We start from the raw sequence: 22,430 nt of genomic DNA on the forward strand, positions 1-22,430 counted from the left end.
GGTCAGTAAGCGGTCACTAGGGCGGTTTTCGGGCAAAAGAAGAACGGCCCCTCACCTACGTTTCCGCAGGTCAGGGGCCGTTTTTGTTGCTCCTCCGACTGGACTTGAACCAGTAACCCTTCGATTAACAGTCGAATGCTCTGCCAATTGAGCTACGGAGGAAAGCGCGGTCTCTACTTTACATACCCCGGGCAGCGAAGTGAAATCGGCCCGGAGTCACTCCTGGCGCAGCTGCCGCCGCTGCATCTCGAGCTCCATCAGGTCCCTCTGCAGCTGGTTGTAGAGTGCCGGATCGGTCGCGGGATCCATGCGCTGGAGCTGCCCGAGCTTCTCCGCCTTCTGCTGCGTGATCCGCAGTTCGGTGAGCCGGTTCAGGATGTCCCGGCAGTAGCTCACCATCGCGTCGGCGTCCTTGGCCGGCAGCGGACGGACCGCCAGTTCGCTCACCAGGGGACGCAGGACGTCCGGCACGCCGTCGCGCACCGATTCCACCCACCGCGACAGCTCGGTGCCCGCCGCACCAGCCGCGAGGACGGCGTTGTGGAGGGCCTCGTACACCGGGACGGTGAAGTGCATCGTCGAGAAGCTCTCCCACTGGGGCGCCGTGAGGAGCGTGGGCTGCTGCAGGACCACCTCGAGGGCTTCCCGCTCCATGCGGGCGATCGGGTCCCGGGGGTCCGGCCGCTCGAAGAACGGCTCCTCCGACGACACCGCCCCGGTGCTGTCCGACGCCGCGGTCCCCGGCTGGGCTTGGCTCCCCTGGCTTCCCTGGTGCGCCTGCCGGCCCTGCTGGCCCTGCTGGCGGTTCGCTGCGGCTGACGACGAGTTCTCCCGGCGCGCGGCCGCGGACACCGCCCGCGCCACCTGGTCCTCCCCCACGTACTGCATCCCGAGCCAGCGGGAGAGCTCCCGCGTGTAGGTGGACCGCAGCGACACGTCGCGGATCTGCGCGACGATCGGCGCCGCATGGCGCAGCGCCTTGACCTGCCCCTCACCGGAGGAGAGGTCGAAGTTGCCGAACGAGGCCTTGATGGCGAACTCGAACAGCGGACGGCGGTCGGCGATGAGTTCCCGTACGGCGTCGTCGCCCCGTCTCTGGCGCAGCTCGCACGGGTCCGCGCCGGAGGCCTCGACGGCGACATAGGTCTGGGAGGTGAACCTCTGGTCCTCCTCGAACGCGCGGAGCGCAGCCTTCTGGCCCGCGGCGTCACCGTCGAACGTGAAGATCACCTCGCCGCCGGTGCCGTCATCGGACAGGAGCCGGCGGGCGATCTTGATGTGGTCCGTGCCGAACGCCGTGCCGCACGTGGCGACGGCGGTGCCCACGCCCGCGAGGTGGCAGGCCATGACATCCGTGTACCCCTCGACGACGACGAGCTGCCTGTTCTTCGCGATCTCCCGCTTGGCGAGGTCGATGCCGTACAGCACCTGGGACTTCTTGTAGAGCGAGGTCTCCGGGGTGTTGAGGTACTTCGGACCCTGGTCGTCCTCGAACAGCTTGCGCGCACCGAAGCCCACGGTGTCCCCGGTGATGTCCCGGATGGGCCAGATCAGGCGCCCGCGGAACCTGTCGTAGAAGCGCCCGGCGTTGCTCGAGGAGGCGCTGAACATCCCGGTGAGCTTCAGCTCGTCGAGCGTGAAGCCGCGCCCCGTGAGGTGGGTGAGCAGGCCGTCCCAGCCCTGGGGTGCGTAGCCGACGCCGAAGTGCGCTGCCGCCTCGCGGTCGAAGCCGCGGTCCTGCAGGAACTGGCGGGCGGTGCCGGCGCCGGGGGTGAGGAGCTGGTCGCGGAAGAACTCCGCGGCGATCTTGTGCGCGTCCAGGAGCCGCTGCCGCCGGCCGACGTCCTCGCGGCGCGGCCCGGTGCCGCCGTCCTCGTAGTGCAGCTCGAAGCCGATGCGCGCGGCGAGCTTCTCGACGGTCTCGCTGAAGGAGGTGTGGTCCAGCTTCTGCACGAAGCTGATGACGTCCCCGCCCTCGCCGCAGCCGAAGCAGTGGTAGGAGCCCATCTGCGGCCGCACGTGGAAGGACGGCGACCGCTCGTCGTGGAACGGACACAGGCCCTTCCACGAGCCGATGCCCGCGGACTTCAGGGTGACGTAGGCCTCGACGACCTCCTTGATGTCCGTGCGCTGGCGTACCTCATCGATGTCTTCGCGTTTGATGAGTCCGGCCATGTCCCCAGTTTAGGCCCGCCCCGCCGACACTCCGACCGCCCTCCGGGCCGATGGGGGCGGGAGCGGGCAGGCGAGCGCGCAGGCCTACCAGAGGGCCGGGACCGGCCCCACGATGCGTTCATGGAGTCCGAGGGCGGACACGTCGGTGAGCGAGGCGACCTGGTCGACGACCACGCGCAGGCGGGCGTCGTCGTCCTCCGCCTCCCGCCAGTCCGCGGCGAACATCGGTTCGAGGTGCCGGTCCCCGTCGGCGTGGATCTGCGCCACGAGGGACCCCAGGATCTCCCGCTGGCGCTCGTAGAGGGGCTGGCGGTGGTCGGTGGTCATCACGTAGGTGGTGGCCAGGCCCTTCATGACGGCGATCTCCATGACCGTCTCCTCCGGGACCACCATCTCCGCGTTGTAGCGGGTCAGCGGATCGGGGCCGTAGATGGACCGCGTGGACTGCATGGCGCTCAGGCAGAACCGGCCGATCAGCTGGCTCGTCATGTTCTTGAGGGCCGCCATGGACCGTCGCGTGCCGTCCGCCTCGCGCACCCAGACCGGTGTCCTCTCGAGCCGGGAGAGGGCGGCGTCGACGGCCGCCGGGTCGCTGCCCGGCAGGTACCACTGCTGCGTGTAGCCGACCACCCGGGCGCGGGCGTCGGCGCTGTCCATCCACCGGAGCTGCAGGTGCCCCGCGACGATCGCGTCCTCGACGTCGTGCACGGAGTAGGAGATGTCGTCCGCGAGGTCCATCACCTGCGCCTCGAGGCAGGAGCGGCCCTCCGGGGCGCCGTCGCGCAGCCACGCGAAGACCGGGAGGTCGTCGTCGTACGCACCGAACTTCGTGGTCCGCTGACCGCTGATGACGGGCGCCGCGGCCGCCGTCCACGGGTACTTGCAGGCGGCGTCGAGGCTGGCCCGCGTGAGGTTCAGCCCCGCGGGACCGCCGCCCGGAGCGAGGACCTTCGGCTCCAGCCGGGTGAGGAGCCGCAGGGTCTGGGCGTTGCCCTCGAACCCTCCGATGCCGTGGGCGAGGTCGTTGAGCGCCGATTCGCCGTTGTGCCCGAAGGGCGGGTGCCCGAGGTCGTGGGCCAGGCACGCGGTGTCCACGATGTCCGGATCGCAGCCGAGGGTCCTGCCCAGTTCGCGGCCCACCTGGGCCACCTCCAGGGAGTGGGTGAGGCGCGTGCGCACGAAGTCGTCGGTGTCGGGTGCGACGACCTGCGTCTTCGCGCCGAGGCGGCGCAGCGCGGAGGAGTGCAGCACCCGTGCGCGGTCGCGTTCGAAGTCGGTCCGGTGCGAGCTCTTGGGCGGTTCCTCCACCCACCGCTCGGTGTCCGCGGCACTGTAGCCGGGGGGGACGGACGGATCGCGGAAACTCATGATGCCTTTCTAGCGCAACGGGGACGGGACGGTGTGCCGGTCCGCATCCTTGTGGACTGCGGGGAGGGCGTCATCCGCCGGATACGTCCACCTCGGCAGCGGCGATGTCCGCCTGCTGCGCCGCATTGAGGACGCGGCCGTCGAGCCAGTGCTCGGGCAGCGCGGTCCTCTTGGGCGAGCCCGCGCGGCCCCGGGGTCCCTCGGCGTCCTGCCCGGGGTACGGCGAGTCCTTGTCGAGTTCGTCCAGGAGCCCGCGCAGCACCTCGAGGGTGGGCACGGTGGCCAGCTTGGCGCGCAGCTCCCCGCCGACGACGTAGCCCTTGAAGTACCAGGCCATGTGCTTGCGGATGTCGCGCAGCCCCATCATCTCGCTGCCGAAGGTCTCCACGAGCAGCTCCGCGTGCCGGTACACGGTGTCCGCGACCTGCCCGAGGCCGGGACGGTGCCGGGTCGAGCTGCCCTCGAAGGCGTTCACCAGGTCCCCGAAGAGCCACGGCCGCCCCTGGCAGCCGCGCCCGATGACCACGCCGTCGACGCCGGTCTGCCGCACCATCCGGACGGCGTCCTCCGCGCTCCAGATGTCGCCGTTGCCGAGCACGGGGATGTCCGGCAGGGCCTCCCGCAGCTCCGCGATGGCGTTCCAGTCGGCCTGTCCCGAGTAGAACTGCGCCGCGGTGCGGCCGTGGAGGGCGACGGCGGCGACCCCGCTGTCGCGCGCGATCCTGCCGGCCTCGCGGAAGGTGAGGTGGTCCTCGTCGATGCCCTTGCGCATCTTGATGGTCAGCGGGACGTTCCCCTTCGACGCCTCGCGCACGGCGGTCTGCACGATCCCCGTGAAGAGGTCGAGCTTCCACGGCAGGGCGGCGCCGCCGCCCTTGCGGGTGACCTTCGGGACGGGACAGCCGAAGTTCAGGTCGATGTGGTCCGCGCGGTCCTCCTCGACGAGGAGGCGGACGGCGGCGCCGACGGTCTTCGGATCGACGCCGTAGAGCTGGACCGAACGGACCGCCTCGTCGTCGTCGTGCGAGATGATCCGCATCGATTCCGGACTGCGCTCGACGAGCGCTCGGGAGGTGACCATCTCGGAGACGTACAGGCCGCCGCCGTACTCGCGGCAGAGCCTGCGGAACGCCTTGTTGGTGATGCCGGCCATGGGGGCGAGGATCACCGGCGTGTCCACGGTGATGTTCCCGAGCGTGAGCGGCGGCAGATCGAGCTTCAGCGCGCCGTCGGGTGCGTCGGGAAGGGCATCCGCGGGGTCGCCGTAGCCGGGATCGCCGGAAGGGACGGGGAGGGTCGATACTGCTGTCACCCCTCCATTGTCGCAAGCACCCGCAAATCCGGCGTCGTCGCCCGCCGCACGTCCTCGGTCCGCGCTGGCCGCCCGTGCCGCCTTGCCCGCCCTGCGCCACGCGTTCGTCATGCGCCCGGCTCCGGGACGCTCCGGGCAGGGCGTTCGCCGAGCGCCACGAGCCGTTCCCCCGGGGCGAGGGTTCCCGCGCCCTCGGCGGCGAGGACCGCCGGCGTCGCACCCTCGCCGGGGTCGCCGTCGTCGTGCCTGCCGCGCGTGGTCCTCGGACCCACCGCCTTCACCACCAGCACCGCGATGAGCGTGGTGAGCGGGATGGCCAGGACGAGGCCGATGGAGCCCACCAGGGTCCGCACCACCTCCTCGGCCAGTTCGCCGCTCGTGAGGGTGTCGATGAGGGTGCGGTCGTAGAGGGAGACAAGGATCAGCACGGGCAGCGCCGCCCCGGCGTACGCGAAGGCGATGGTGTAGACGGTGGAGGCGATGTGGTCGCGGCCGATCCTCATGGCGGACCCGAAGAGCCGGCGCCCGGAGGTGTTCGGGGCGAGCTCGTACAGTTCCCACACCGCCGAGGACTGCGTGATCGTCACGTCGTTGAGGGCACCGAGGCCGGAGATGATCAGGCCGCACAGGATGATCGAGGAGATCGACAGCTCGTCCGAGGCGTTCACGAGCGTGTACGCGTTCTCGTCGCCGACACCGGTCAGGTGCGCGGCGTCGGTGGCCCAGGCCGCGAGCACCGCCGTGATGCCGAGCCCGAAGACCGTCCCGAGCAGCGCCGTCGAGGTGCGCGCGGAGAAGCCGTGCGCGAAGTAGAGGACGCCGTACATGATCACGATCGAGCCGACGAGTCCCAGCAGCAGGGGCGGCGCGCCCTCGACGAGGCCGGGCAGGATGAACTGCGCCAGGACCACGAGGGCGCCGACGAGGCCGATCATGGCCCGCAGGCCCCGCCAGCGGGCCACGGCGATGACGACGACGGCGTACAGGACGGCGAGCGCGACGATCGGGACGGAGCGGACGAAGTCGACGAACACGTAGGGCGCCGCCCCGTCCTGCATCACGGACGCCAGGTCGAGGTAGCGGATCTCGTCGCCCGGCTCGACGGCGTCGGTCTTCGCGAGCTCGGGCGTCACCTCGACGGGGATGAGGCCGCCCCCGAGCGCCGGCTGCGTGTAGGCGATGGTGCAGGTGAGCGCCGTTCCGCCGGCGTCGACCGTGGCCCGGGAGGACGGGCAGTCGCCCTCCCCGACCTCGCGGACCGTCCCGCGGTCGAAGCTGACGCCCTCCGCCGTCGCGTACGGACTGGCGACGGTGAGCGAGCTGCGGTCCCCGCCCGGCCACAGGAGCACCATGGCGATGAGGGTGACCACGCCCAGGGGCACGAGGATGGCCGAGAGCAGGAGGTTCGCCCGGCGTCGCGCGGCAGTCGCGGGGGCGGACGGCTCCGAACTCCCCCTGGTGTGCTGGTGGCTGTGGCCCACGGGCATCCTCGGTGGTCGGGCTGGTTTGATGGTGCGGTGGCAGGTGCGCCGGGCACCGTCTGCGATTCTACGCAGGGAGCCCGCCGGGCAGCGGCAGCCCCGTCCGGGGCGGAGAGAGGTGGTACGTGGCAGCGAAGGCATCACCTCCCGCACGGGACAGGGATCCGGTGCTCTCGATCCGCGGTGCGTCGTCGCCGGTGCGCGGCGTGGCGCTCGTGCTGCACGGCGGCCGGGCGGACAGCTATGACGCCGTGCAGCCCACGCACCTCAGCCCTCTCCGGATGCGCCCCTTCGCCGCGCGCCTGGCAGCCGCCGGCGGCGGGCAGGGGCTCGCGGTCTGGACGCTCCGCAACCGGGTCCGCGGGTGGAACGGGGAGGACCGGTCGGCCCTCCGGGACGCGCGCTGGGCGTTGGGACGGATCACTGCGGAGCATCCCGACGTACCGGTCTACCTCCTCGGCCATTCCATGGGCGGGCTGACGGCGCTCTCCGTGGCGGGCCACCCGCAGGTCCGCGCCGTCGCGGCCCTCGCCCCGTGGCTGGCGCCCTCGAGCCCCGTCGAACCGGTCCGCGGGCGCAGCCTCCTGATCATGCACGGGGACACCGACCGGTGGACGAGCCCGACGGCGTCGCTCGCCTTCGCCCGCCGGGCCCAGCCAGTGGCGGCGGACGTGCGCTACGTGCGGATGCTCGGCGCCGGCCATTTCATGTTCCGCACGGTGCCGGTCTGGCACGGCATGAGCACGTCGTTCCTGCTGGGCCGCTTCGCCGAGGACACCGGTGCGGTGATCGACCGCCGCGTCCTCGCGCGCTCCGCTCCGCTCTTCAGCGCCGCGGATCCGCTCGACATCACCGCGTGAGCCCCGGCCGTGCAGCGCAGGTCCCCCCGTCCGGGGTACAAAGAGTACAGAGAGTGCACCAGCGGGTTCGTCCCGCGACCGCCGAGGGCAGGAAGAGGGATCTGAGCATGGGATGGAAGCCGCGGCAGAGCGACCGCATGTACCGGTTCGTCGTCTACGCGGGCAAGACCGCGTTCGCGGCGCTGCGCCTGCCGGTCACGGTCACCGGGACGCAGAACCTGCCCGCGTCGGACCCCCTGAACGGGCGCTCGCGCCGGGCCGTGCCCGGGCACGGCGCCGTCGTCGCCATCACGCACTTCGGCTACCTGGACTTCGCCTTCGCGGAACTCGTCCTGTGGAACCACGCCCGCATCCAGGCGCGCTACATGATCTCCAAGCGCGCGGCGGAGCACTGGTTCGTCAGCCCGTTCGTCGTCGGCCTCGGCCACGTCATCACGGACCGGAAGGCGGGGGCGGCGGCATACGACGACGCCCTCGCGAAGCTGCGGGCCGGCGAGTACGTGGCGATCCTCCCCGAAGCCGGGGTGTCCCGCAGCTACACGGTGCGCGCGCTCAAGACCGGCGCGGTGCGGCTCGCCGCCGAGGCCGGCGTCCCCGTGATCCCCGTCTCCGTCTGGGGGTCCCACCGGCTGCTGACCCGCGGCCACGGCTTCTCCGTCCGGCGCGCCTGGAAGTCCCCCGTCCGCGTCCACATCAGCCCCGCCATCCACCACGCCCCGGGACTCGACGTCGCCGAGGAGACGGAGAAGCTCCGCCAGGAACTCCAGGACGGCATCGAGACGTGCATCGCCGACTTCCCGGTGGCCCCGGAGCCCGGCGCCTGGTGGATGCCCGCGCACCTCGGCGGCGGGGCCATGACCGTGACCGAGCGGGAAGCCGCGGACCTCGCGGACCAGAAGGCCGGCCGGCACGACCGCGGCTGAGCACGGGTGAGCGTCAGCCCGTCGCGACGACCAGTGTCTCCGGTCCGGCCAGGCGTGCCGCACCCGTGGCCAGCAGGGGATCGACGACGGCGACCAGCGCCTCCATGGCGTCGTCGACCTCCAGCTGGATGGGGTACTGGTGCACGAGCATCGCGATCAGGGTGGCGACCGCGGCCTGCTGCTCCTGCTGGGGCAGCGTCGTGTCGTAGCCGAGCAGCACGTCCGCCGGGTCGTCGGTCCGCGCCTGCGTATAGCTGACCGCGAACGCCGCGATGGCACCGCCGTCGGCCTTCGGCCGGTCCCGCAGCACGATCGCTCCCCCGGCACCGCTGGCGTCCCCGAGGAACAGCTGCTGGGCCCGGCCCAGGCTGATGTCCGCCCGGTCCCAGGCGTGGACGGACTCGTAGAAGGCCGCGACGGCCCGCGTCAGCTCCACGGACCCGGTGGCCGCCTCCTCCAGCTGCGGCCCGGCCGCGTCGTCGAAGGCCGGCGCCGCGAGGGCCCCGGGCGCGACGACGACGAGCCGCGAGCGCTGCAGGGTCCCGAAGCCCGTGGCCTCGGCGAACGCAGCGCCGGTGGTCCCGGGCGACACCTTCGACCGCAGGACCGTGACCCCCGACGGCGACGCCGCGGCCTCGTGCTGGAGCATGGTGAGGAGCGTCGAGCCGACGCCGGCCCGCCGGTGGTCCTCGGCGACCTCGATGTAGCACCAGAGCCGGTCCGGGTGGAGCGCCGCCCCGTACACGCAGCCCGCCGCCACGGGGATGCCCTGGTCGACCGCCGTGATACAGCGGTTCCAGGGGGCGTCCGACGGCGGGCGGAACGAGCCGCGGAACTGCTCGGCGGCCGCCGATTCGGGGCCTCCCCAGAGCTGGAGGAGCTCGAGATCGTCCCCGTCCTGCCAGGCACGGTAGTCCAGGGCCATCAGGCTCCGATCAGGCGCTCGGCGAGGTAGCCCTGCACCTTGTCGAGGGACACGCGCTCCTGCGTCATGCTGTCGCGCTCGCGGATGGTCACGGCCTGGTCCTCGAGGGTCTCGAAGTCCACCGTGATGCAGAACGGCGTGCCGATCTCGTCCTGCCGGCGGTAGCGGCGGCCGATGGCGCCGGCGTCGTCGAACTCGATGTTCCAGGACTTTCGCAGCTGGGCCGCGAGGTCCTTGGCCTTCGGGGAGAGGTCCTCGTTGCGGCTGAGCGGCAGGACGGCGGCCTTCACCGGGGCGAGGCGCGGATCCAGCTTCAGTACGGTGCGCTTGTCCACGCCGCCCTTCGCGTTGGGTGCCTCGTCCTCGGTGTACGAGTCCACGAGGAACGCCATGAAGGAGCGGGTCAGGCCGGCGGCCGGCTCGATCACGTACGGCGTGTAGCGCTCGTTGGTGGCCTGGTTGAAATAGCCGAGATCGGTGCCCGAGTGCCTGGAGTGCGTAGACAGGTCGAAGTCGGTGCGGTTCGCGATGCCCTCGAGCTCGCCCCACTCGGAGCCGGCGAACCCGAAACGGTATTCGATGTCCGTGGTGCCCTTGGAGTAGTGGCTCAGCTTCTCGAGCGGGTGCTCGAAGAGGCGCAGGTTGTCCGGGGCGATGCCGAGGTCCGTGTACCAGGAGAACCGCTGGTCGATCCAGTAGCGGTGCCACTCCTCGTCGGTACCCGGCTCCACGAAGAACTCCATCTCCATCTGTTCGAACTCCCGCGTGCGGAAGATGAAGTTGCCCGGCGTGATCTCGTTCCGGAAGCTCTTGCCGATCTGCCCGATGCCGAACGGCGGCTTCTTGCGCGCCGTGGTGAGCACGTTGTTGAAGTTCACGAAGATGCCCTGCGCGGTCTCCGGGCGGAGGTAGTGCATGCCCTCCTCGGAGGCGACGGGGCCAAGGAACGTCTTCAGGAGTCCGGAGAACTCCTGCGGTTCGGTCCACTGGCCCCTGGTGCCGCAGTTGGCGCACGTGACGTCCTGCAGCCCGTTCTCCGGGGCGCGGCCCTTCTTCTCCTCGTACTCCTCCTCGAGGTGGTCGGCCCGGTACCGCTTGTGGCAGGAGAGGCACTCGACCAGCGGATCGCTGAAGACCTCGACGTGCCCGGAGGCCTCCCAGACCTGGCGGGGAAGGATGACGGCGGAATCGAGTCCGACGACGTCCTCGCGGCCGCGCACCATCGTCTGCCACCACTGCCGCTTGATGTTCTCCTTGAACTCGGCGCCGAGGGGCCCGTAATCCCAGGCAGACCGTGAACCGCCGTAGATCTCCCCCGACTGGAACACGAAGCCGCGCCGCTTGGCGAGCGAGATGATGGGGTCGAGCGCTGACTTGGCTGCTGCCATGGTGATGTCTCCAGTTCTGGGCAGGCCGCTGGGTGCGGTCGCTGGTGGGGTCGCGTGGATCGGGCCGTCCGGCCCGGACGACGGGCACGGAAGCTACCCGCCAGCCTACCGGTCTGCCCCGCGCGTCAGGGGCCGTCCTCCGCGGCGGCCCGCACCGGGACCCGCCGGACCTTGACGCGACACCCGAAGTGTTCCTAGGTTGAACCCACGGTGACGTGTGATCCATGTCACTTGAGCCCGGACGGACCGGGCGCTCGCATCCTGAGGAATCCCATGACCCTATCCATACCGCCGCGCGCCCGCCTCGGGCGCTCGGCGCTGGCACTCGCGGGCACTGTCGCCTTCGTCGCCAGCGGCAGCTTCGCGGCCAATGCCGCCCCGACCTTCGACAACAGCAACAACAACTCCTCCAAGAAGCTCCGGACCGCCGTCACGGTGGAGAAGGTGGTGGGTCACCTCACCGCCCTGGACGCCATCGCCGAGGCCAACGGTGACACCCGGGCCTCCGGCACCGAGGGCTACTCGGACTCGGTCGACTACATCGTGGGCAAGCTGACCGCGGCGGGCTACACGCCCACCGTCCAGCCCTTCACCTTCCCGTTCTTCGCGGAAGTCAGCCCCGCCGTCCTGGAGCAGACCGCGCCGAACGACGTCACCTACGGCCCCGACGACGTGGCCACGATGACCTACTCCGCCCCCGGCGACGTCTCCGGGACCATCAGGGCCGTCGACACGACCGGTGCGGCGAACGCGACCGGCACGAGCGGCTGCGAGGCCTCCGATTTCGCCGGGTTCCCGGACGACGCCATCGCGCTCGTACAGCGCGGCAGCTGCACCTTCGCGGTCAAGGCCGCCAACGCCGAGGCGGCGGGCGCCCGTGCCGTCATCATCTTCAACACCGGGGTGGGGGCGAACACCGGCCCCGTGGCCGGGACCCTCGGGGCACCCGACCTCGTCGACATCCCCGTCGTCGGGGCCAGCTTCGCGGCCGGCGAGGCCCTTCTCGGCGAGGGCGTCAGCGGCAGGGTGGCCGTCGACACCATCTCCGAGAACCGCGAGACGTACAACGTGATCGCCGAGACGGCCACCGGCAACCCGGACAACGTCGTCATGATCGGCGCGCACCTGGACAGCGTCCTCGCCGGCCCGGGCATCAACGACAACGGGACGGGCAGCGCCGGCATCCTCGCCGTCGCCGAGGGCATGAGCAAGGTCAAGCCCGCGAACAAGGTCCGCTTCGCCTGGTGGGGCGCGGAGGAGGAAGGCCTGCTCGGCTCCGAGCACTACGTGGCCGATCTCGTCGCGAAGGACCAGCTGGACTCCGTGGGCCTGTACCTCAACTTCGACATGATCGGCTCCCCGAACTTCGGGCGCTTCGTGTACGACGGCGACAACTCGGCCTTCCCCGTCGGCCCGGGGGCCGCAGCGGGGCCTGCCGGTTCCGGGCAGATCGAGCAGGACTTCCATAACTACTTCGCCTCGGTGGGCCTGGCGTCCGGTGAGACCGCGTTCAGCGGCCGCAGCGACTACGGGCCGTTCATCGCCGAGGGCATCCCGGCCGGCGGACTGTTCACGGGTGCCGAGGGCATCAAGACCGCCGAGCAGGCAGAGCTCTTCGGCGGGGAAGCGGGTGCCCCCTACGACGCGTGCTACCACGCGGCGTGTGACGACACCGACAACCTCAGCATCGAGGCCCTCGACCAGATGAGCGACGCCGTCGCCCACCTCACGATCACCTACGCCATGAGCACGGCGGACGTGAACGGCGCCGGTGCCCCCGTGAAGGGCAAGGGCGCGAAGGACCGCTTCGAGGGCAACCCCCTCGGCGGCGGCACCGAGAGTGGCGGTGGGCTCCACCCGGAGCACGACCACGACCACGAGGTCGCGGACCGCTAGCTGACCCGAACCGCTCACGGCAGGGGCCGGTCCTCCGGGACCGGCCCCTGCTGCGTGCTGGAGCCCTCCCCTGCTGCCGAGCGCTGGACGCTAGGCCCGGGCGCGCCGCGGCCAGGGCAGCGTGGTGAGGATGATCGCCGCGAGGGTCAGGAGCGTGCCGGCAACCGTGGCTAACACCACGATGGTGCCGGGCGCGGGAACCACGAGGTCCAGGAGGAGCGACCCCACGAGCTGGCCGCCGATCATGCACAGCCCCGTGAGCAGGACGCCGAGGCTGCGCACGAGCAGCGCCCCCAGCGCGATGAAGATGCATCCCATGGGCCCGCCGAGGTAGTACCACCACTCGGTGGGCAGCGGGTTTCCCGGCCCGGCGATCGCGACCTTGACCAGCCACGCCGACAGCAGGACCGCCGTGCCGGCGATGAAGTTCATCAGCGTGGCCGCGAGCGGCGTGCCGTAGTGGAGCGCCGCCGTCCCGTTCATGGCCTGCTGGAAACTCAGGAGCACTCCGGCCACGACGGGGAGCAGGACCGGGACCAGCCAGGCCGAGACGTCGCCGGCCGCACCGAAGCGCGGGGACACCGCCCAGATGACGGACAGGACGGTCAGGACGACGCCGATCACCCGCATGGGCGTCGCGGCGCGCTTGCCGCCGGGCCCGATCCCTGCCTTGTCGACGAGGAGCCCGCTGAGCGACTGGCCCATGACGGTCGCCACGGTGAACAGGGCGACGCCGAGGATCCCGATGGTCAGGGACTGGGAGAACACGAAGAACGCCCCGATGGCCCCGGCGGCGATGTAGAAGGGCGGGAACCGCCGCTCCCGGACGGACGGGATGATCTGCAGAGCACCCGCCCGCGCGCCCGGCAGCGCGAGCGTCAGGACGATCATGACCACCAGTCCCGTGCCGAAGCTGATCAGCGCGGCTGCGATGCCGTCGCCGAGCACCGTGCCGAGGGCGCCGTTGATCCTGCCCTGGACGGGGATGGCGAGGCCGGCCACGAGGGCGAGCGGGAAGCCGAGGGCAGGGGGCAGCACGGGGGCATCAGGCACCCGTACAGCCTAGTGCGGCGCATCCGGCATGATGGGATGCATGACCGACGACGCAGGCACCGCCGAACTGCCCATCCGCGACGACATGATCCGGCTGGGGCAGGCGCTGAAGCTCGCCTCGCTCGCGGAGGACGGCGCCGAGGCCAAGACGCTGATCGACAACGGACTCGTGCAGGTGAACGGCGAGATCGAGGAGCGCCGCGGCCGGCAACTGCACGCCGGGGACACCGTCAGCGTCAACGGGCAGACGATCCGGATCAGCCGCACCCGGGCGTGAATCTCGCTGCCGGGCCGGGTCAGCGGCGGCCGAGGACCGTCATGGTGAGGAACTCCCGGACGTGCGCCAGTTCCTGCTGGTTGATGCTGTGGAACATGTTCGGGTAGAGGATCTTCGTCAGCTTCGTGTGCTTCACCAGCCAGGCGTGGGTGACCTCGATCATCTCGGGCATGATGACCTGGTCCTCCTGGTCGCGTCCCCAGAAGAACTGCACGGGCGACGCGGCGGCCTCGTCGTCCCGGAAGAACGCGTGGCCCTCCGACGGCACGGTGAACCCCGAGAGCCCGACGACGCACGCGAAGTCCGTGGGCCGGTGCCGCAGGAGCGACGTCGCGACCGCCATGCCCTGGGAGAAGCCGAGGATGCTGACGCTGGAGTGGTTCCCGCGGACGGAGTCGAGCCACCCGGACACCGCGGTGACGCTCTCGACGACGCGCTCCACGGAGTAGTCGGCCTCGCGGGAGAGCGGGAACCAGGAGTAACCGGGCCCGGCCGCCAGGGGCGCCCGCACGGACGCCACGGTGAAATCGGCGGGCAGGTGGTCGGCGAGGCCCATGAGGTCCTGCTCGTCGGCCATGTAGCCGTGGAACAGGACGAGCAGGGGCGTGCCCCCGCGCTCGGATTCCGGCTTCGACCACAGGACCACAGGGGTCCGGGAGTCGGTGGAGGGCGCGGCGGTGCCGGTGGCAGGTTCAGTCATGGCTCCTATCCTTTCACCTCTCCCCCGCGGAGGTCGTACGGTGGCGCGCGGGCGGAGCCCGTTGCAGAATGGCCCGGTGAACCTTTCCGACGGCGAGACCCTGCTGCCCCCCGACGCCGCACCCGTCCAGGACGGTCCGGTGGTCGACCCCGGCCTCAACCCCGACCCTCATCCGTGGCACCGGTACGTGGCGCTGGGGGACTCCTTCACCGAGGGCATCGGCGACCCCAACCCGGAGAGCATCGGAGGCAACCGGGGCTGGGCGGACAGGACCGCGGAGGAGCTGGCCCGGGGGCAGGCGGACTTCGCCTACGCGAACCTCGCGGTGCGCGGGCGCCTGCTGCAGCAGATCATCGACCAGCAGGTGGACGCCGGCCTGGCCCTCCACCCGGACCTCGTCACCATCTCGGCCGGCGGAAACGACCTCCTGCGCCGTGGCGGGGACCCGGACCTGCTCGCCGAGAAGCTCGACCCGGTGGTCGGGACCCTCGGCGCTTCCGGCGCGACGGTCGTCCTGCTTACGGGGCCCGACGTCCGCGAGACGGTTCTCGGGAGCGTGCGGTCGAGGACCGCCATCTACAACGAGAACCTGCGCACCATCGCCGCCCGGCACGAAGCGGTCATCGGCGACATGTGGGCACTCCGCCAGCTCACCAATCCGCAGATGTGGTCCGCGGACCGGCTGCACTTCTCCCCCCTCGGGCACCACACCATCGCCGCCATGGTGCTCGACACCCTCGCCGTCCGGCACACCCTGCTGCCGCTGCAGCCCAAGGACCTGCCGGCGCGGAGCTGGCGGACGGCACGGTCCGAGGACCTCGTCTGGGCGCGCGAGCACCTCGTACCCTGGGTGCTGCGGCGGCTCCGGCACCAGTCCTCCGGCGACGGCGTGATCGCGAAGCGTCCCGAGCCCGGGCCCATCTTCGGTCCGGGCATGCCGCCGGGCACCGCGGGCTAGCTCCCGCCGCGGCCCCTCGCCCGGACGACAGGGATGACCGGGCTTCCGCCCGGTCATCCCTGCTCCATCGTGCGTCGGCTCTATCGTGCGTCGGCGGTCCGGCCGCCGGGACTCAGCCGTCGAGCGAGACCTCGCCGTTGGCCACGGCGTCGGCGCAGGCGCTGAGATCCGGCCCGGGCTTGAAGTCGACGAACTGCGGCTGCAGCTTCTGGAAGAGGAACTCGTAGACCTCGTCGCGGGACTTCCCGTCCATGGTCTCCGCGGCCTCCCGGACCGCACCCTGCAGCGCGTGGTCGGCGTCGAGCAGGATCTTGTCGCGGGCTTCCTGGTTCCAGCCGATGGTGCTCAGTTCCATGAACAGCTCCTCTTCCTCGCGGATCGATGCGTCCGAGACCCTTGCCCCGGACGGGCCCGCCACCACTTCCTAAGCAGGCTTACTGCCACCCTAGGTGCTTGCCGGGGGAATCGGCTACCAGCCGTAGAAGGCCGACCCGAGCTGGTGGTCGAGCTGGTGGATCTGGGTGAGGAAGGCGTCGTGGCCCATGGGCGAGGAGATCATGTGGACGGGGACATCGCCGGGCAGGCCGGCCGCGAGCCGGTGCGACTGCCAGGGGAAGTACAGGCGGTCCGTGTCCACCGCGGCTATGAAGAACTCCGACGTCGCCGCCCCCAGGACGTCCTCCAGGCTTCCGCGATCGCGCGCGGCGTCGTGGCTCATCAGCGCCTCGGTGAGGATCACGTAGCTGTTGGCGTCGAAGCGGTCCACGAGCTTGTCGGCCTGGTGGTCGAGGTAGCTCTCCACCCGGTAGCGGCCCCGGTCGGCGGGCAGGACGGCCCCGAGGGGCTGCTCGGCGTCCTGCTCCGCGCGACCGAAGCGTGCTTCCAGTTCCTGCTCCGCGCGGTAGGTGATGTGCGCGATCCGCCGCGCGATACCGAGGCCCGCCTCCGGATGCGGGCCGCCGTAGTAGTCGCCGCCGCGGTAGGCGGGGTCGAGCCGGATGGCCTGCAGCTGTGCCTGGGCGAACGCTATCTGTTCGGCCGAACTGGCGGCAGTGCAGGCGATGACGGCGCACCGCTCCACCCGCTGCGGGTACATGAGTGCCCATTCGAGGGCCCGGGCGCCGCCCATCGACCCGCCGAGCACGGAGTGCCAGCGCCGGATACCGAGCTGGTCGGCGAGCAGGCCCTCCGCGCGGACGGCGTCGCGGATGGTGACGAAGGGGAACCGCGCACCCCAGGGTTCGCCGTCGGGTGCCAGGCTGGCCGGCCCCGTCGAGCCGTAGCAGCCTCCCAGCATGTTGACGGCCACCACGAAGTAGCGGTCGGTGTCCACCGTGCGGCCGGGGCCCACGAGCGAGTCCCACCAGCCCTCCTCCTCCGAGGCGCCACGGGCCACGTGCGAGCTGCCGGTCAGGGCGTGCTGCACGAGGACGGCGTTGGAGCCGTCCCGGTCCAGCCGGCCCCAGGTCTCGAACGCCAGCTGGACGTCGGGCAGCTCACCCCCGGTCTCGAGGACCAGCGGCCCGATCGACGCGACACGGAGCAGCCCGTCCCCCTGGGGAGGTGCGTCGTCGGTCCATGCGGGCAGCGGAGCAGGAGGGTACGTGGTCACGAACGGTCAGGCTCCCTTGGCGGCGCGGAAGCCCGCATCCAGATCGGCGAGGATGTCGGTGATGTTCTCGACGCCGACGGACAGCCGCACCAGGCCAGGCCGGACGCCCGCGGTGAGCTGCGCCTCCGCCCCGAGCTGGCTGTGCGTCGTGGACGCGGGGTGGATGACCAGCGAGCGGACGTCGCCCACGTTCGCGACGTGCGAGAGCAGTTCGAGGCCGTCGACGAAGCGCTTCCCCGCCTCCAGCCCTCCGGCGATGTCGAAGCTCACGATCGCCCCCGTGCCGTTGGGTCCGTACTTCCTCCCGCGCTCGTACCACGGACTCGAGGAGAGCCCCGCGTAGGTGACGCGCTCGACGTCGTCGTGTCCCTCCAGCCACTCGGCGACCGCCTGCGCGTTCTGCACGTGGCGTTCCATGCGCAGGCTGAGGGTCTCCAGTCCCTGGGCGATCAGGAAGGCGTTGAACGGGGAGACGGCAGAGCCGAGATCGCGGAGCAGCTGGACGCGGGCCTTGAGGATGTAGGCGAGGTTGGCGCCCAGCGCACTGCCCACCCCGAGATCGCGGGCGTACACGAGCCCCTGATAGCTCTCGTCCGGCGTGTTGAAGCCCGGGAACCGTTCGGGGTCCTGCGCGAAGTCGAAGTTGCCCGAGTCCACGATGACCCCGGCGATGGCGTTGCCGTGCCCGCCTAGGTACTTGGTGGCCGAGTGCACCACGATGTCCGCTCCCCACTCGATGGGCCGGATCAGGTACGGCGTGGACAGCGTGTTGTCGACGATCAGCGGGATGCCGTGCTCGTGGGCGACGGCGCTGATGCCCTCGATGTCGAGGACGTCCTGCCGCGGATTGGAGACCACCTCGCCGAAGAAGAGCTTGGTGTTCGGCCGGAGTGCCGCGCGCCACTGCCCGAGGTCGTCCGGGTCCTCGACGAACGTGGTCTCGATCCCGAACTTCTTCAGCGTGTGCTTGAAGAGGTTGTAGGTGCCGCCGTAGAGGCTGGGGCTGGCCACGATGTGGTCCCCCGCCTCCGCGATGTTCAGCACGGCGAACGTCTCGGCGGCCTGGCCGGAGGCCAGCAGGAGCGCGCCGACGCCGCCTTCGAGGCTCGCGATGCGGGTCTCCACGACCTCTTGGGTCGGGTTGCCGATCCGCGTGTAGATGGGCTCGAGTTCGGTCAGGGCGAACCGGTTCGCGGCGCTCTCCGCGCTCGGGAAGACGAACGACGTCGTCTGGTAGATGGGGAGCGCACGCGCCCCTGTGGTGGCATCCGGCACCTGGCCGGCGTGGATCTGGCGTGTTTCAAAGGACCAATCGTCGGACATGGTGTTCCCTCTGATCAGGGGCTCCGCCTGTCCGATGCTCCGGCCGGTGGACGCCGCTCCGGGAGACCGGACCCCGCAGGAGCCCGCGCTTGAACGACGCCGATGGGCGCCGGACCTGGTCTTCACCCGGGGCACCCCACCGCGGTTGGAGGGTTGCCGGCCAGCAAGCCGGGGCTGTGTGCTGGCACTCATGACCTGCATTCATGTAAACCGATCCGGGCGGATCCGGCAACCGTGTGACCCTCCGTGAAGCCGCCCGAGGGTTCGCTCCCGGTACGCCCGACGTCGGCTCCCGACCGGCTCCCAGGACACGCTCCCGGGAGTAAGGCAAGCCTTAGTCGAGACCCAGATCACTTAGTGCCAAGATAGCCGCATGCGCCTGGACCATGTATCTTATGCCTGCGAACCCGATGGACTTGCCGCGACGGCCGATCGAATCTCGGCCAAGCTCGGCGTGGAGCCGGTGAAGGGTGGTGTGCACCCCCGCTTCGGCACCCGCAACATGATCTTCCCCCTGGTCAACGGCCAGTATTTGGAGGTCGTCGAGGTGCTGAACCACCCGGCGTCGGACAAGGCTCCGTTCGGCCAGGCCGTCCGCGCCCGCTCCGAGGCCGGCGGAGGCTGGATGGGCTGGTGCGTCGCCGTCGACGATCTGGCACCGTTCGAGGAGCGCCTCGGGCGCAGCGCGGTGCCCGGCAACCGGAAGTTCCCGGACGGCCAGGAGCTCACCTGGCAGCAGATCGGCATCAAGGGACTCATCGCGGACCCCCAGGTCCCCTACCTGCTCCGCTGGGACGACGGCACGGAGGACCTCCACCCCTCGAAGGCCCGCCCCGCCTCGGTGAAGCTGGACTGCCTCACCATCGCCGGCTCGTCCGAGCGGGTGACCGACTGGCTCGGGACGGACGTCGAGAGGACGCTCGACGGCGTGCAGGTCCAGTGGATCGCCCCCAACGGGACGCCCGGGGTCATGTCGGTGACGTTCGAGACCGACAGCGGTCGCGTCGAGATCTAGGCTCCGGTCACGTGCCGATCCCCAGGGCCGGCCCGAGCAGGGCGTAGCCGACGAAGCCCGTGATGTCGATGAGCGCGTGGGCGATCACGAGCGGCATGACCCGCCGTGTCCGCGTGTAGAACCAGGCGAACAGCAGGCCCATCAGCACGTTCCCGATGAACGGCCCGAACCCCTGGTAGAGGTGGTAGCTGCCCCGGATGAGGGCACTCGTGATGATGATTGCGGGGGTGGACCAGCCGAGGTCCCGCAGGCGGATGAACAGGTACCCGACCACGATGACCTCCTCGAGCACCGCGTGCCGGAGCGCGGACAGCACGAGTACCGGGATGGTCCACCAGTGGTCGTCGAGCGCGGCCGGCACGAGCGCCGTCGTGATGCCGAGCGCGCGGCCTCCCGCGTACACCCCGAGCGTTCCGACGGCGATGATCGCGGCGAGCCCCACCCCGAAACCGACGGTGCGCAGCGGCTGCTCGAAGGTGAGGCCCAGGCGCCGGACGGCCGAGACGCCGGGACCGCTGAGCAGGAACAGGACCAGGGCCACGGGCATCAGCGCGAAGAGGATGTCCAGGAGCTGGTAGGCGAGGTCGAAGTACTCGCGCTCGTTCAGCACCGGGTTCAGGGTGGTGGTCTGGCCCGCGAGGGGTCCCCGCGTGAGCTTGTCCGCGAGGCTCACGACGGCGTACACGCCGGACTGCCCCAGGGAGAGCCCGAAGACGATCAGCAGTTCTGCGGTGATCCGCCGCCTCGGGAGCGGATCCACGGAACCTCCCGCTGCGGACGGGACGGTGGAGGACGAGGACTCGGCAGTCATGACGCTATCCTGCCAGCGGGAAGGACGGCCTGTCCCCGGATCCCGTCGTCGTCGGTCAGGCGATAGAGATGCGCCACCCCGAGCCGCGGATTACGTCACCCGATTGGGTCTTTTTGATCGCCTCCATCAGGCCTACCGTGGACGCAGGATGCAGCCCGGCCGGGCAGCTGAACCAGGGAGGACCTTCGTCATGAGCACACAAGTTGCAGAATGCAGTGTCGCCAGTTGTTCCTTCAACGACCATTCCCATTGCAACGCAGCCGCCATCACAGTAGGCGGACAAGAGGACCACGCAGCGTGCGCCACCTTCATCGACATCGGTGTCCACGGCGGCCTGCCCAAGGTCCTGGCCGGCGTCGGAGCGTGCCAGCGCACCGAATGCGCCCACAACGATCATCTGATGTGCAACGCGCCCGAAGTCCGCGTTGGCCCAGGACCCGACAACGCCGACTGCCTCACCTACAGCCACCGGTAGCGCGAATCACCCTCCGGCAACTCGGTCAGTCCCATCACTGCGGCGGCGTGCCTGACCCCTCGCGCCTGTCCCGCAGGAATCGTCCGATGGCCGCACCCGCTCTGCCTGCCGTGCCCATCCCGCCACGAGCCGGCACCAGGTGGGATTCCTCCTGTCGTTGACGCGGTGGCCGTCTGCAGGCAGATCGCTGGTGTCCGGGGCAGGACGTCACCCGGCTCGAGTGACCGACCCGGTTTTGAGAACCATACTCATCTCGCTATCGTTGGTGAGAACGGTAGTCAATAACGGGAGGGTGGGTGTGGGGTGGATCTTGCCCTCAGTGGTCTGTCCGTGCGGATCGGGGACCGGCGGATCATCAGGGATGTGACCCTGGCGGTTGCTCCTGGTGAAGCAGTGGCCTTGATCGGGGCTTCCGGGTCGGGCAAGTCGATGACTGCCGCGGCCATCACGGGATCCCTCCCGCGAAGCGCACACGTCACCGGTCGCTTGGAAATTCGGGGTCGGGACGTTCGTCCTGCCACGAGGCTCCGCCCGGAGGTGGCCGCGGTGCGTCAGGACTCCCTGACTGCTCTTCATCCGTTGGTGCGGATCGATCGGCAACTCGTGCCCGTTCTCCTTCGATCAGGTGCCGCCACGACCCGGGAAGCGGCGACCGGCCGTGTTGCGTCGATGCTCGAGGAGGTCGGTTTCGCCGACCCACTGCGGGTCCTGCGCAGCTTCCCGATGGAACTCTCCGGCGGACAGAGGCAACGCGTCTGCATCGTTCAGGCGCTGGCCTGTCGTGCCTCGTTCCTGGTTGCGGATGAACCGACGACGGCCCTCGACGTCGTGTCACAGCAGCTCGTGCTCTCGGCGTTGCGGACAGCAGCCCGAGCCGGCACCGGCATCCTGCTCATCACCCATGACGTCCCGGCGGCCGCTTCCCTGTGTTCCCGGGCAGTGGTCATCGATGACGGGATGGTCGTCGGTGAGGGTTCCTTCGTCGACCTCGCCGGCAGTACCGCGCATGCGCTGATGCAGTCCGTACGGCATGCGCCCGGCGGGGAAAGCATCACGGCCGCATGACTTCCACTCCTACCGGGACGCTCACGGCACGGGAACTACGGCTCTCCCTGTCGCGTCCCGGGCGGTCCTTCAGCAGAAGTGTGCCCACGGGCATCCTCCACGGGGTGTCGCTGCAGGTCTCCAGCGGCAGCAGCATGGGACTTGTCGGCAGCTCCGGCTCCGGGAAGTCGACGCTTCTGCGCACACTGCTGGCCCTCGAGACACCGGACTCCGGATCGGTGACCCTGCAGGACCAGGCGATCCGGCCCGGGTCGCTGAAGTCGCTCCGCTGGTACCGGCAACAGGTGCAGTACGTACCCCAGGATCCCGCGAGCAGTCTCGATCCCAGGATGACCGTCGACCAGCTCCTGCGTGAACCCCTGGTGTGCCTCGGCGTCGACGGACAGCACACCACCCGGATCCGCGATGCACTGTCCCGGGTCGAGCTTCCCGCGGCGGCTTCCGGGAAGCGGCCCTCCGAATTGTCCGGCGGGCAGAACCAGCGTGTGGCGATCGCCCGCGCCCTCGTGGTCTCCCCGATGATCCTCCTCGCGGACGAGCCGGTGAGCGGGCTGGACCTGCCGTTACGCAACCAGGTGCTCGATGTCCTGAACATGCTGATCAGCGATCAGGGGATGGGGCTGCTGTTCGTATCCCATGACCTCGACGCGATCGCCACCGTGTGCGCCAGGACCGCGGTCCTCGCCGATGGCCGGATCGTGGAAGAAGGACCCACCGAGCGGATCCTCGATGATCCGCAGCACGAGGCGACCCGCGCACTCAATGCCGCACGACTGTCGCGGGGTGCTGTTACTCGATGACCCCCTCCTTTCC

21 protein-coding genes, 1 tRNA gene and 1 riboswitch are annotated in these 22,430 nt (G+C 70.4%); of the genes, 9 read left to right on the plus strand and 13 right to left on the minus strand.

Going from position 1 to position 22,430, the window contains the following annotated elements; all coding sequences use genetic code 11:
* Positions 1-89: 89 nt before the first annotated feature.
* The 5 genes from AC4D2E_RS08715 to AC4D2E_RS08735 all read right to left on the minus strand — a co-directional run bounded on the left by AC4D2E_RS08715 (position 90) and on the right by AC4D2E_RS08735 (position 6,342).
* Positions 90-162, minus strand: a tRNA-Asn gene (locus AC4D2E_RS08715).
* A 54-nt stretch (positions 163-216) separates the two neighbouring features.
* Positions 217-2,175: a DNA primase gene (dnaG, locus tag AC4D2E_RS08720; protein ID WP_490952347.1), complete on the minus strand. Its 1,959-nt coding sequence runs from the start codon at positions 2,173-2,175 to the stop codon at positions 217-219.
* Positions 2,176-2,259: 84 nt separating this feature from the next.
* On the minus strand, positions 2,260-3,543 hold the full coding sequence (locus AC4D2E_RS08725; protein WP_104168316.1) for a deoxyguanosinetriphosphate triphosphohydrolase: 1,284 nt from the start codon (positions 3,541-3,543) through the stop codon (positions 2,260-2,262).
* A 70-nt stretch (positions 3,544-3,613) separates the two neighbouring features.
* Positions 3,614-4,765, minus strand: a complete 1,152-nt coding sequence (gene dusB, locus AC4D2E_RS08730) for a tRNA dihydrouridine synthase DusB (protein WP_490952703.1) — start codon at positions 4,763-4,765, stop codon at positions 3,614-3,616.
* Between the two features lie 197 nt (positions 4,766-4,962).
* Entirely contained in the window at positions 4,963-6,342 is a 1,380-nt protein-coding gene (locus AC4D2E_RS08735) for a YibE/F family protein (protein ID WP_490952348.1), read from the minus strand.
* Positions 6,343-6,461: 119 nt separating this feature from the next.
* Between AC4D2E_RS08735 and AC4D2E_RS08740 the strand changes: the two genes are divergently transcribed.
* Both AC4D2E_RS08740 and AC4D2E_RS08745 read left to right on the plus strand, forming a co-directional pair.
* On the plus strand, positions 6,462-7,196 hold the full coding sequence (locus AC4D2E_RS08740; protein WP_490910663.1) for an alpha/beta hydrolase: 735 nt from the start codon (positions 6,462-6,464) through the stop codon (positions 7,194-7,196).
* A 107-nt stretch (positions 7,197-7,303) separates the two neighbouring features.
* A complete protein-coding gene (locus tag AC4D2E_RS08745; RefSeq protein WP_104168319.1) occupies positions 7,304-8,119 on the plus strand; it encodes a lysophospholipid acyltransferase family protein in 816 nt (271 codons plus the stop codon).
* A 13-nt stretch (positions 8,120-8,132) separates the two neighbouring features.
* Here AC4D2E_RS08745 and AC4D2E_RS08750 read toward each other — a convergent pair whose 3' ends face one another.
* Both AC4D2E_RS08750 and AC4D2E_RS08755 read right to left on the minus strand, forming a co-directional pair.
* Positions 8,133-9,044 (minus strand): GNAT family N-acetyltransferase, encoded by a 912-nt coding sequence (locus AC4D2E_RS08750; RefSeq protein ID WP_490952349.1) that lies wholly within the window; start codon positions 9,042-9,044, stop codon positions 8,133-8,135.
* Positions 9,044-10,432 carry a glycine--tRNA ligase gene (locus AC4D2E_RS08755; protein WP_490952350.1) on the minus strand — a complete coding sequence of 463 codons (1,389 nt, stop codon included), beginning with the start codon at positions 10,430-10,432 and terminating at the stop codon, positions 9,044-9,046. The genes AC4D2E_RS08750 and AC4D2E_RS08755 overlap by 1 nt, the downstream gene beginning before the upstream one ends.
* A 273-nt stretch (positions 10,433-10,705) precedes the next feature.
* Here AC4D2E_RS08755 and AC4D2E_RS08760 point away from each other — a divergent pair, with 273 nt between their 5' ends.
* Positions 10,706-12,328: a M28 family peptidase gene (locus AC4D2E_RS08760; protein ID WP_490952351.1), complete on the plus strand. Its 1,623-nt coding sequence runs from the start codon at positions 10,706-10,708 to the stop codon at positions 12,326-12,328.
* 90 nt (positions 12,329-12,418) lie between these two features.
* Here AC4D2E_RS08760 and AC4D2E_RS08765 read toward each other — a convergent pair whose 3' ends face one another.
* Entirely contained in the window at positions 12,419-13,381 is a 963-nt protein-coding gene (locus AC4D2E_RS08765) for a DMT family transporter (protein WP_490910668.1), read from the minus strand.
* Positions 13,382-13,412: 31 nt separating this feature from the next.
* Between AC4D2E_RS08765 and AC4D2E_RS08770 the strand changes: the two genes are divergently transcribed.
* Positions 13,413-13,658, plus strand: a complete 246-nt coding sequence (locus AC4D2E_RS08770; protein ID WP_490952704.1) for an RNA-binding S4 domain-containing protein — start codon at positions 13,413-13,415, stop codon at positions 13,656-13,658.
* A gap of 19 nt (positions 13,659-13,677) precedes the next feature.
* Here the strand turns inward: AC4D2E_RS08770 and AC4D2E_RS08775 are convergent, their stop codons facing one another.
* A complete protein-coding gene (locus AC4D2E_RS08775; RefSeq protein ID WP_490952352.1) occupies positions 13,678-14,358 on the minus strand; it encodes an alpha/beta hydrolase in 681 nt (226 codons plus the stop codon).
* Positions 14,359-14,497: 139 nt separating this feature from the next.
* Here AC4D2E_RS08775 and AC4D2E_RS08780 point away from each other — a divergent pair, with 139 nt between their 5' ends.
* Positions 14,498-15,316, plus strand: coding sequence for an SGNH/GDSL hydrolase family protein (locus tag AC4D2E_RS08780; protein ID WP_490911094.1), 819 nt, complete (start codon positions 14,498-14,500; stop codon positions 15,314-15,316).
* Positions 15,317-15,428: 112 nt separating this feature from the next.
* Here the strand turns inward: AC4D2E_RS08780 and AC4D2E_RS08785 are convergent, their stop codons facing one another.
* The 3 genes from AC4D2E_RS08785 to AC4D2E_RS08795 form a co-directional block, all read right to left on the minus strand.
* Positions 15,429-15,671 (minus strand): hypothetical protein, encoded by a 243-nt coding sequence (locus AC4D2E_RS08785; RefSeq protein WP_490952353.1) that lies wholly within the window; start codon positions 15,669-15,671, stop codon positions 15,429-15,431.
* A 114-nt stretch (positions 15,672-15,785) separates the two neighbouring features.
* Complete coding sequence (gene metX / locus AC4D2E_RS08790; RefSeq protein ID WP_258069947.1) at positions 15,786-16,928, minus strand: homoserine O-acetyltransferase MetX; 1,143 nt, start codon at positions 16,926-16,928, stop codon at positions 15,786-15,788.
* Between the two features lie 6 nt (positions 16,929-16,934).
* Positions 16,935-18,251, minus strand: coding sequence for a bifunctional o-acetylhomoserine/o-acetylserine sulfhydrylase (locus tag AC4D2E_RS08795; protein WP_490952354.1), 1,317 nt, complete (start codon positions 18,249-18,251; stop codon positions 16,935-16,937).
* Positions 18,252-18,331: 80 nt separating this feature from the next.
* Positions 18,332-18,447, minus strand: a riboswitch (SAM riboswitch).
* A 177-nt stretch (positions 18,448-18,624) separates the two neighbouring features.
* On the opposite strand from AC4D2E_RS08795, the gene AC4D2E_RS08800 reads away from it, so the two are divergent.
* A complete protein-coding gene (locus AC4D2E_RS08800; protein ID WP_104168328.1) occupies positions 18,625-19,266 on the plus strand; it encodes a VOC family protein in 642 nt (213 codons plus the stop codon).
* A gap of 7 nt (positions 19,267-19,273) precedes the next feature.
* Here the strand turns inward: AC4D2E_RS08800 and AC4D2E_RS08805 are convergent, their stop codons facing one another.
* Complete coding sequence (locus AC4D2E_RS08805; protein WP_490952355.1) at positions 19,274-20,077, minus strand: CPBP family intramembrane glutamic endopeptidase; 804 nt, start codon at positions 20,075-20,077, stop codon at positions 19,274-19,276.
* A 190-nt stretch (positions 20,078-20,267) separates the two neighbouring features.
* Here AC4D2E_RS08805 and AC4D2E_RS08810 point away from each other — a divergent pair, with 190 nt between their 5' ends.
* The 3 genes from AC4D2E_RS08810 to AC4D2E_RS08820 all read left to right on the plus strand — a co-directional run bounded on the left by AC4D2E_RS08810 (position 20,268) and on the right by AC4D2E_RS08820 (position 22,417).
* The gene (locus AC4D2E_RS08810) at positions 20,268-20,552 is read left to right on the plus strand and encodes a DUF1540 domain-containing protein (protein WP_490952356.1); all 285 of its coding nucleotides are present in this window, start codon (positions 20,268-20,270) and stop codon (positions 20,550-20,552) included.
* A gap of 363 nt (positions 20,553-20,915) precedes the next feature.
* Positions 20,916-21,617, plus strand: coding sequence for an ATP-binding cassette domain-containing protein (locus AC4D2E_RS08815; protein WP_490911095.1), 702 nt, complete (start codon positions 20,916-20,918; stop codon positions 21,615-21,617).
* A complete protein-coding gene (locus tag AC4D2E_RS08820) occupies positions 21,614-22,417 on the plus strand; it encodes an ABC transporter ATP-binding protein (RefSeq protein ID WP_490952357.1) in 804 nt (267 codons plus the stop codon). Before AC4D2E_RS08815 ends, AC4D2E_RS08820 begins: the two co-directional genes overlap by 4 nt.
* The last annotated feature ends 13 nt before the right edge of the window (positions 22,418-22,430 follow it).

The organism is Arthrobacter sp. TJ-265 (assembly GCF_058269135.1).

Coding starts and splice junctions, on each gene's coding strand:
- dnaG (WP_490952347.1), bottom strand. CDS start 2,175: ATGGCCGGACTCATCAAACGCGAAGACATCGATGAGGTACGCCAGCGC.
- AC4D2E_RS08725 (WP_104168316.1), bottom strand. CDS start 3,543: ATGAGTTTCCGCGATCCGTCCGTCCCCCCCGGCTACAGTGCCGCGGAC.
- AC4D2E_RS08735 (WP_490952348.1), bottom strand. CDS start 6,342: ATGCCCGTGGGCCACAGCCACCAGCACACCAGGGGGAGTTCGGAGCCG.
- AC4D2E_RS08745 (WP_104168319.1), top strand. CDS start 7,304: ATGGGATGGAAGCCGCGGCAGAGCGACCGCATGTACCGGTTCGTCGTC.
- AC4D2E_RS08750 (WP_490952349.1), bottom strand. CDS start 9,044: ATGGCCCTGGACTACCGTGCCTGGCAGGACGGGGACGATCTCGAGCTC.
- AC4D2E_RS08755 (WP_490952350.1), bottom strand. CDS start 10,432: ATGGCAGCAGCCAAGTCAGCGCTCGACCCCATCATCTCGCTCGCCAAG.
- AC4D2E_RS08760 (WP_490952351.1), top strand. CDS start 10,706: ATGACCCTATCCATACCGCCGCGCGCCCGCCTCGGGCGCTCGGCGCTG.
- AC4D2E_RS08770 (WP_490952704.1), top strand. CDS start 13,413: ATGGGATGCATGACCGACGACGCAGGCACCGCCGAACTGCCCATCCGC.
- AC4D2E_RS08775 (WP_490952352.1), bottom strand. CDS start 14,358: ATGACTGAACCTGCCACCGGCACCGCCGCGCCCTCCACCGACTCCCGG.
- AC4D2E_RS08785 (WP_490952353.1), bottom strand. CDS start 15,671: ATGGAACTGAGCACCATCGGCTGGAACCAGGAAGCCCGCGACAAGATC.
- AC4D2E_RS08795 (WP_490952354.1), bottom strand. CDS start 18,251: ATGTCCGACGATTGGTCCTTTGAAACACGCCAGATCCACGCCGGCCAG.
- AC4D2E_RS08800 (WP_104168328.1), top strand. CDS start 18,625: ATGCGCCTGGACCATGTATCTTATGCCTGCGAACCCGATGGACTTGCC.
- AC4D2E_RS08805 (WP_490952355.1), bottom strand. CDS start 20,077: ATGACTGCCGAGTCCTCGTCCTCCACCGTCCCGTCCGCAGCGGGAGGT.
- AC4D2E_RS08810 (WP_490952356.1), top strand. CDS start 20,268: ATGAGCACACAAGTTGCAGAATGCAGTGTCGCCAGTTGTTCCTTCAAC.
- AC4D2E_RS08820 (WP_490952357.1), top strand. CDS start 21,614: ATGACTTCCACTCCTACCGGGACGCTCACGGCACGGGAACTACGGCTC.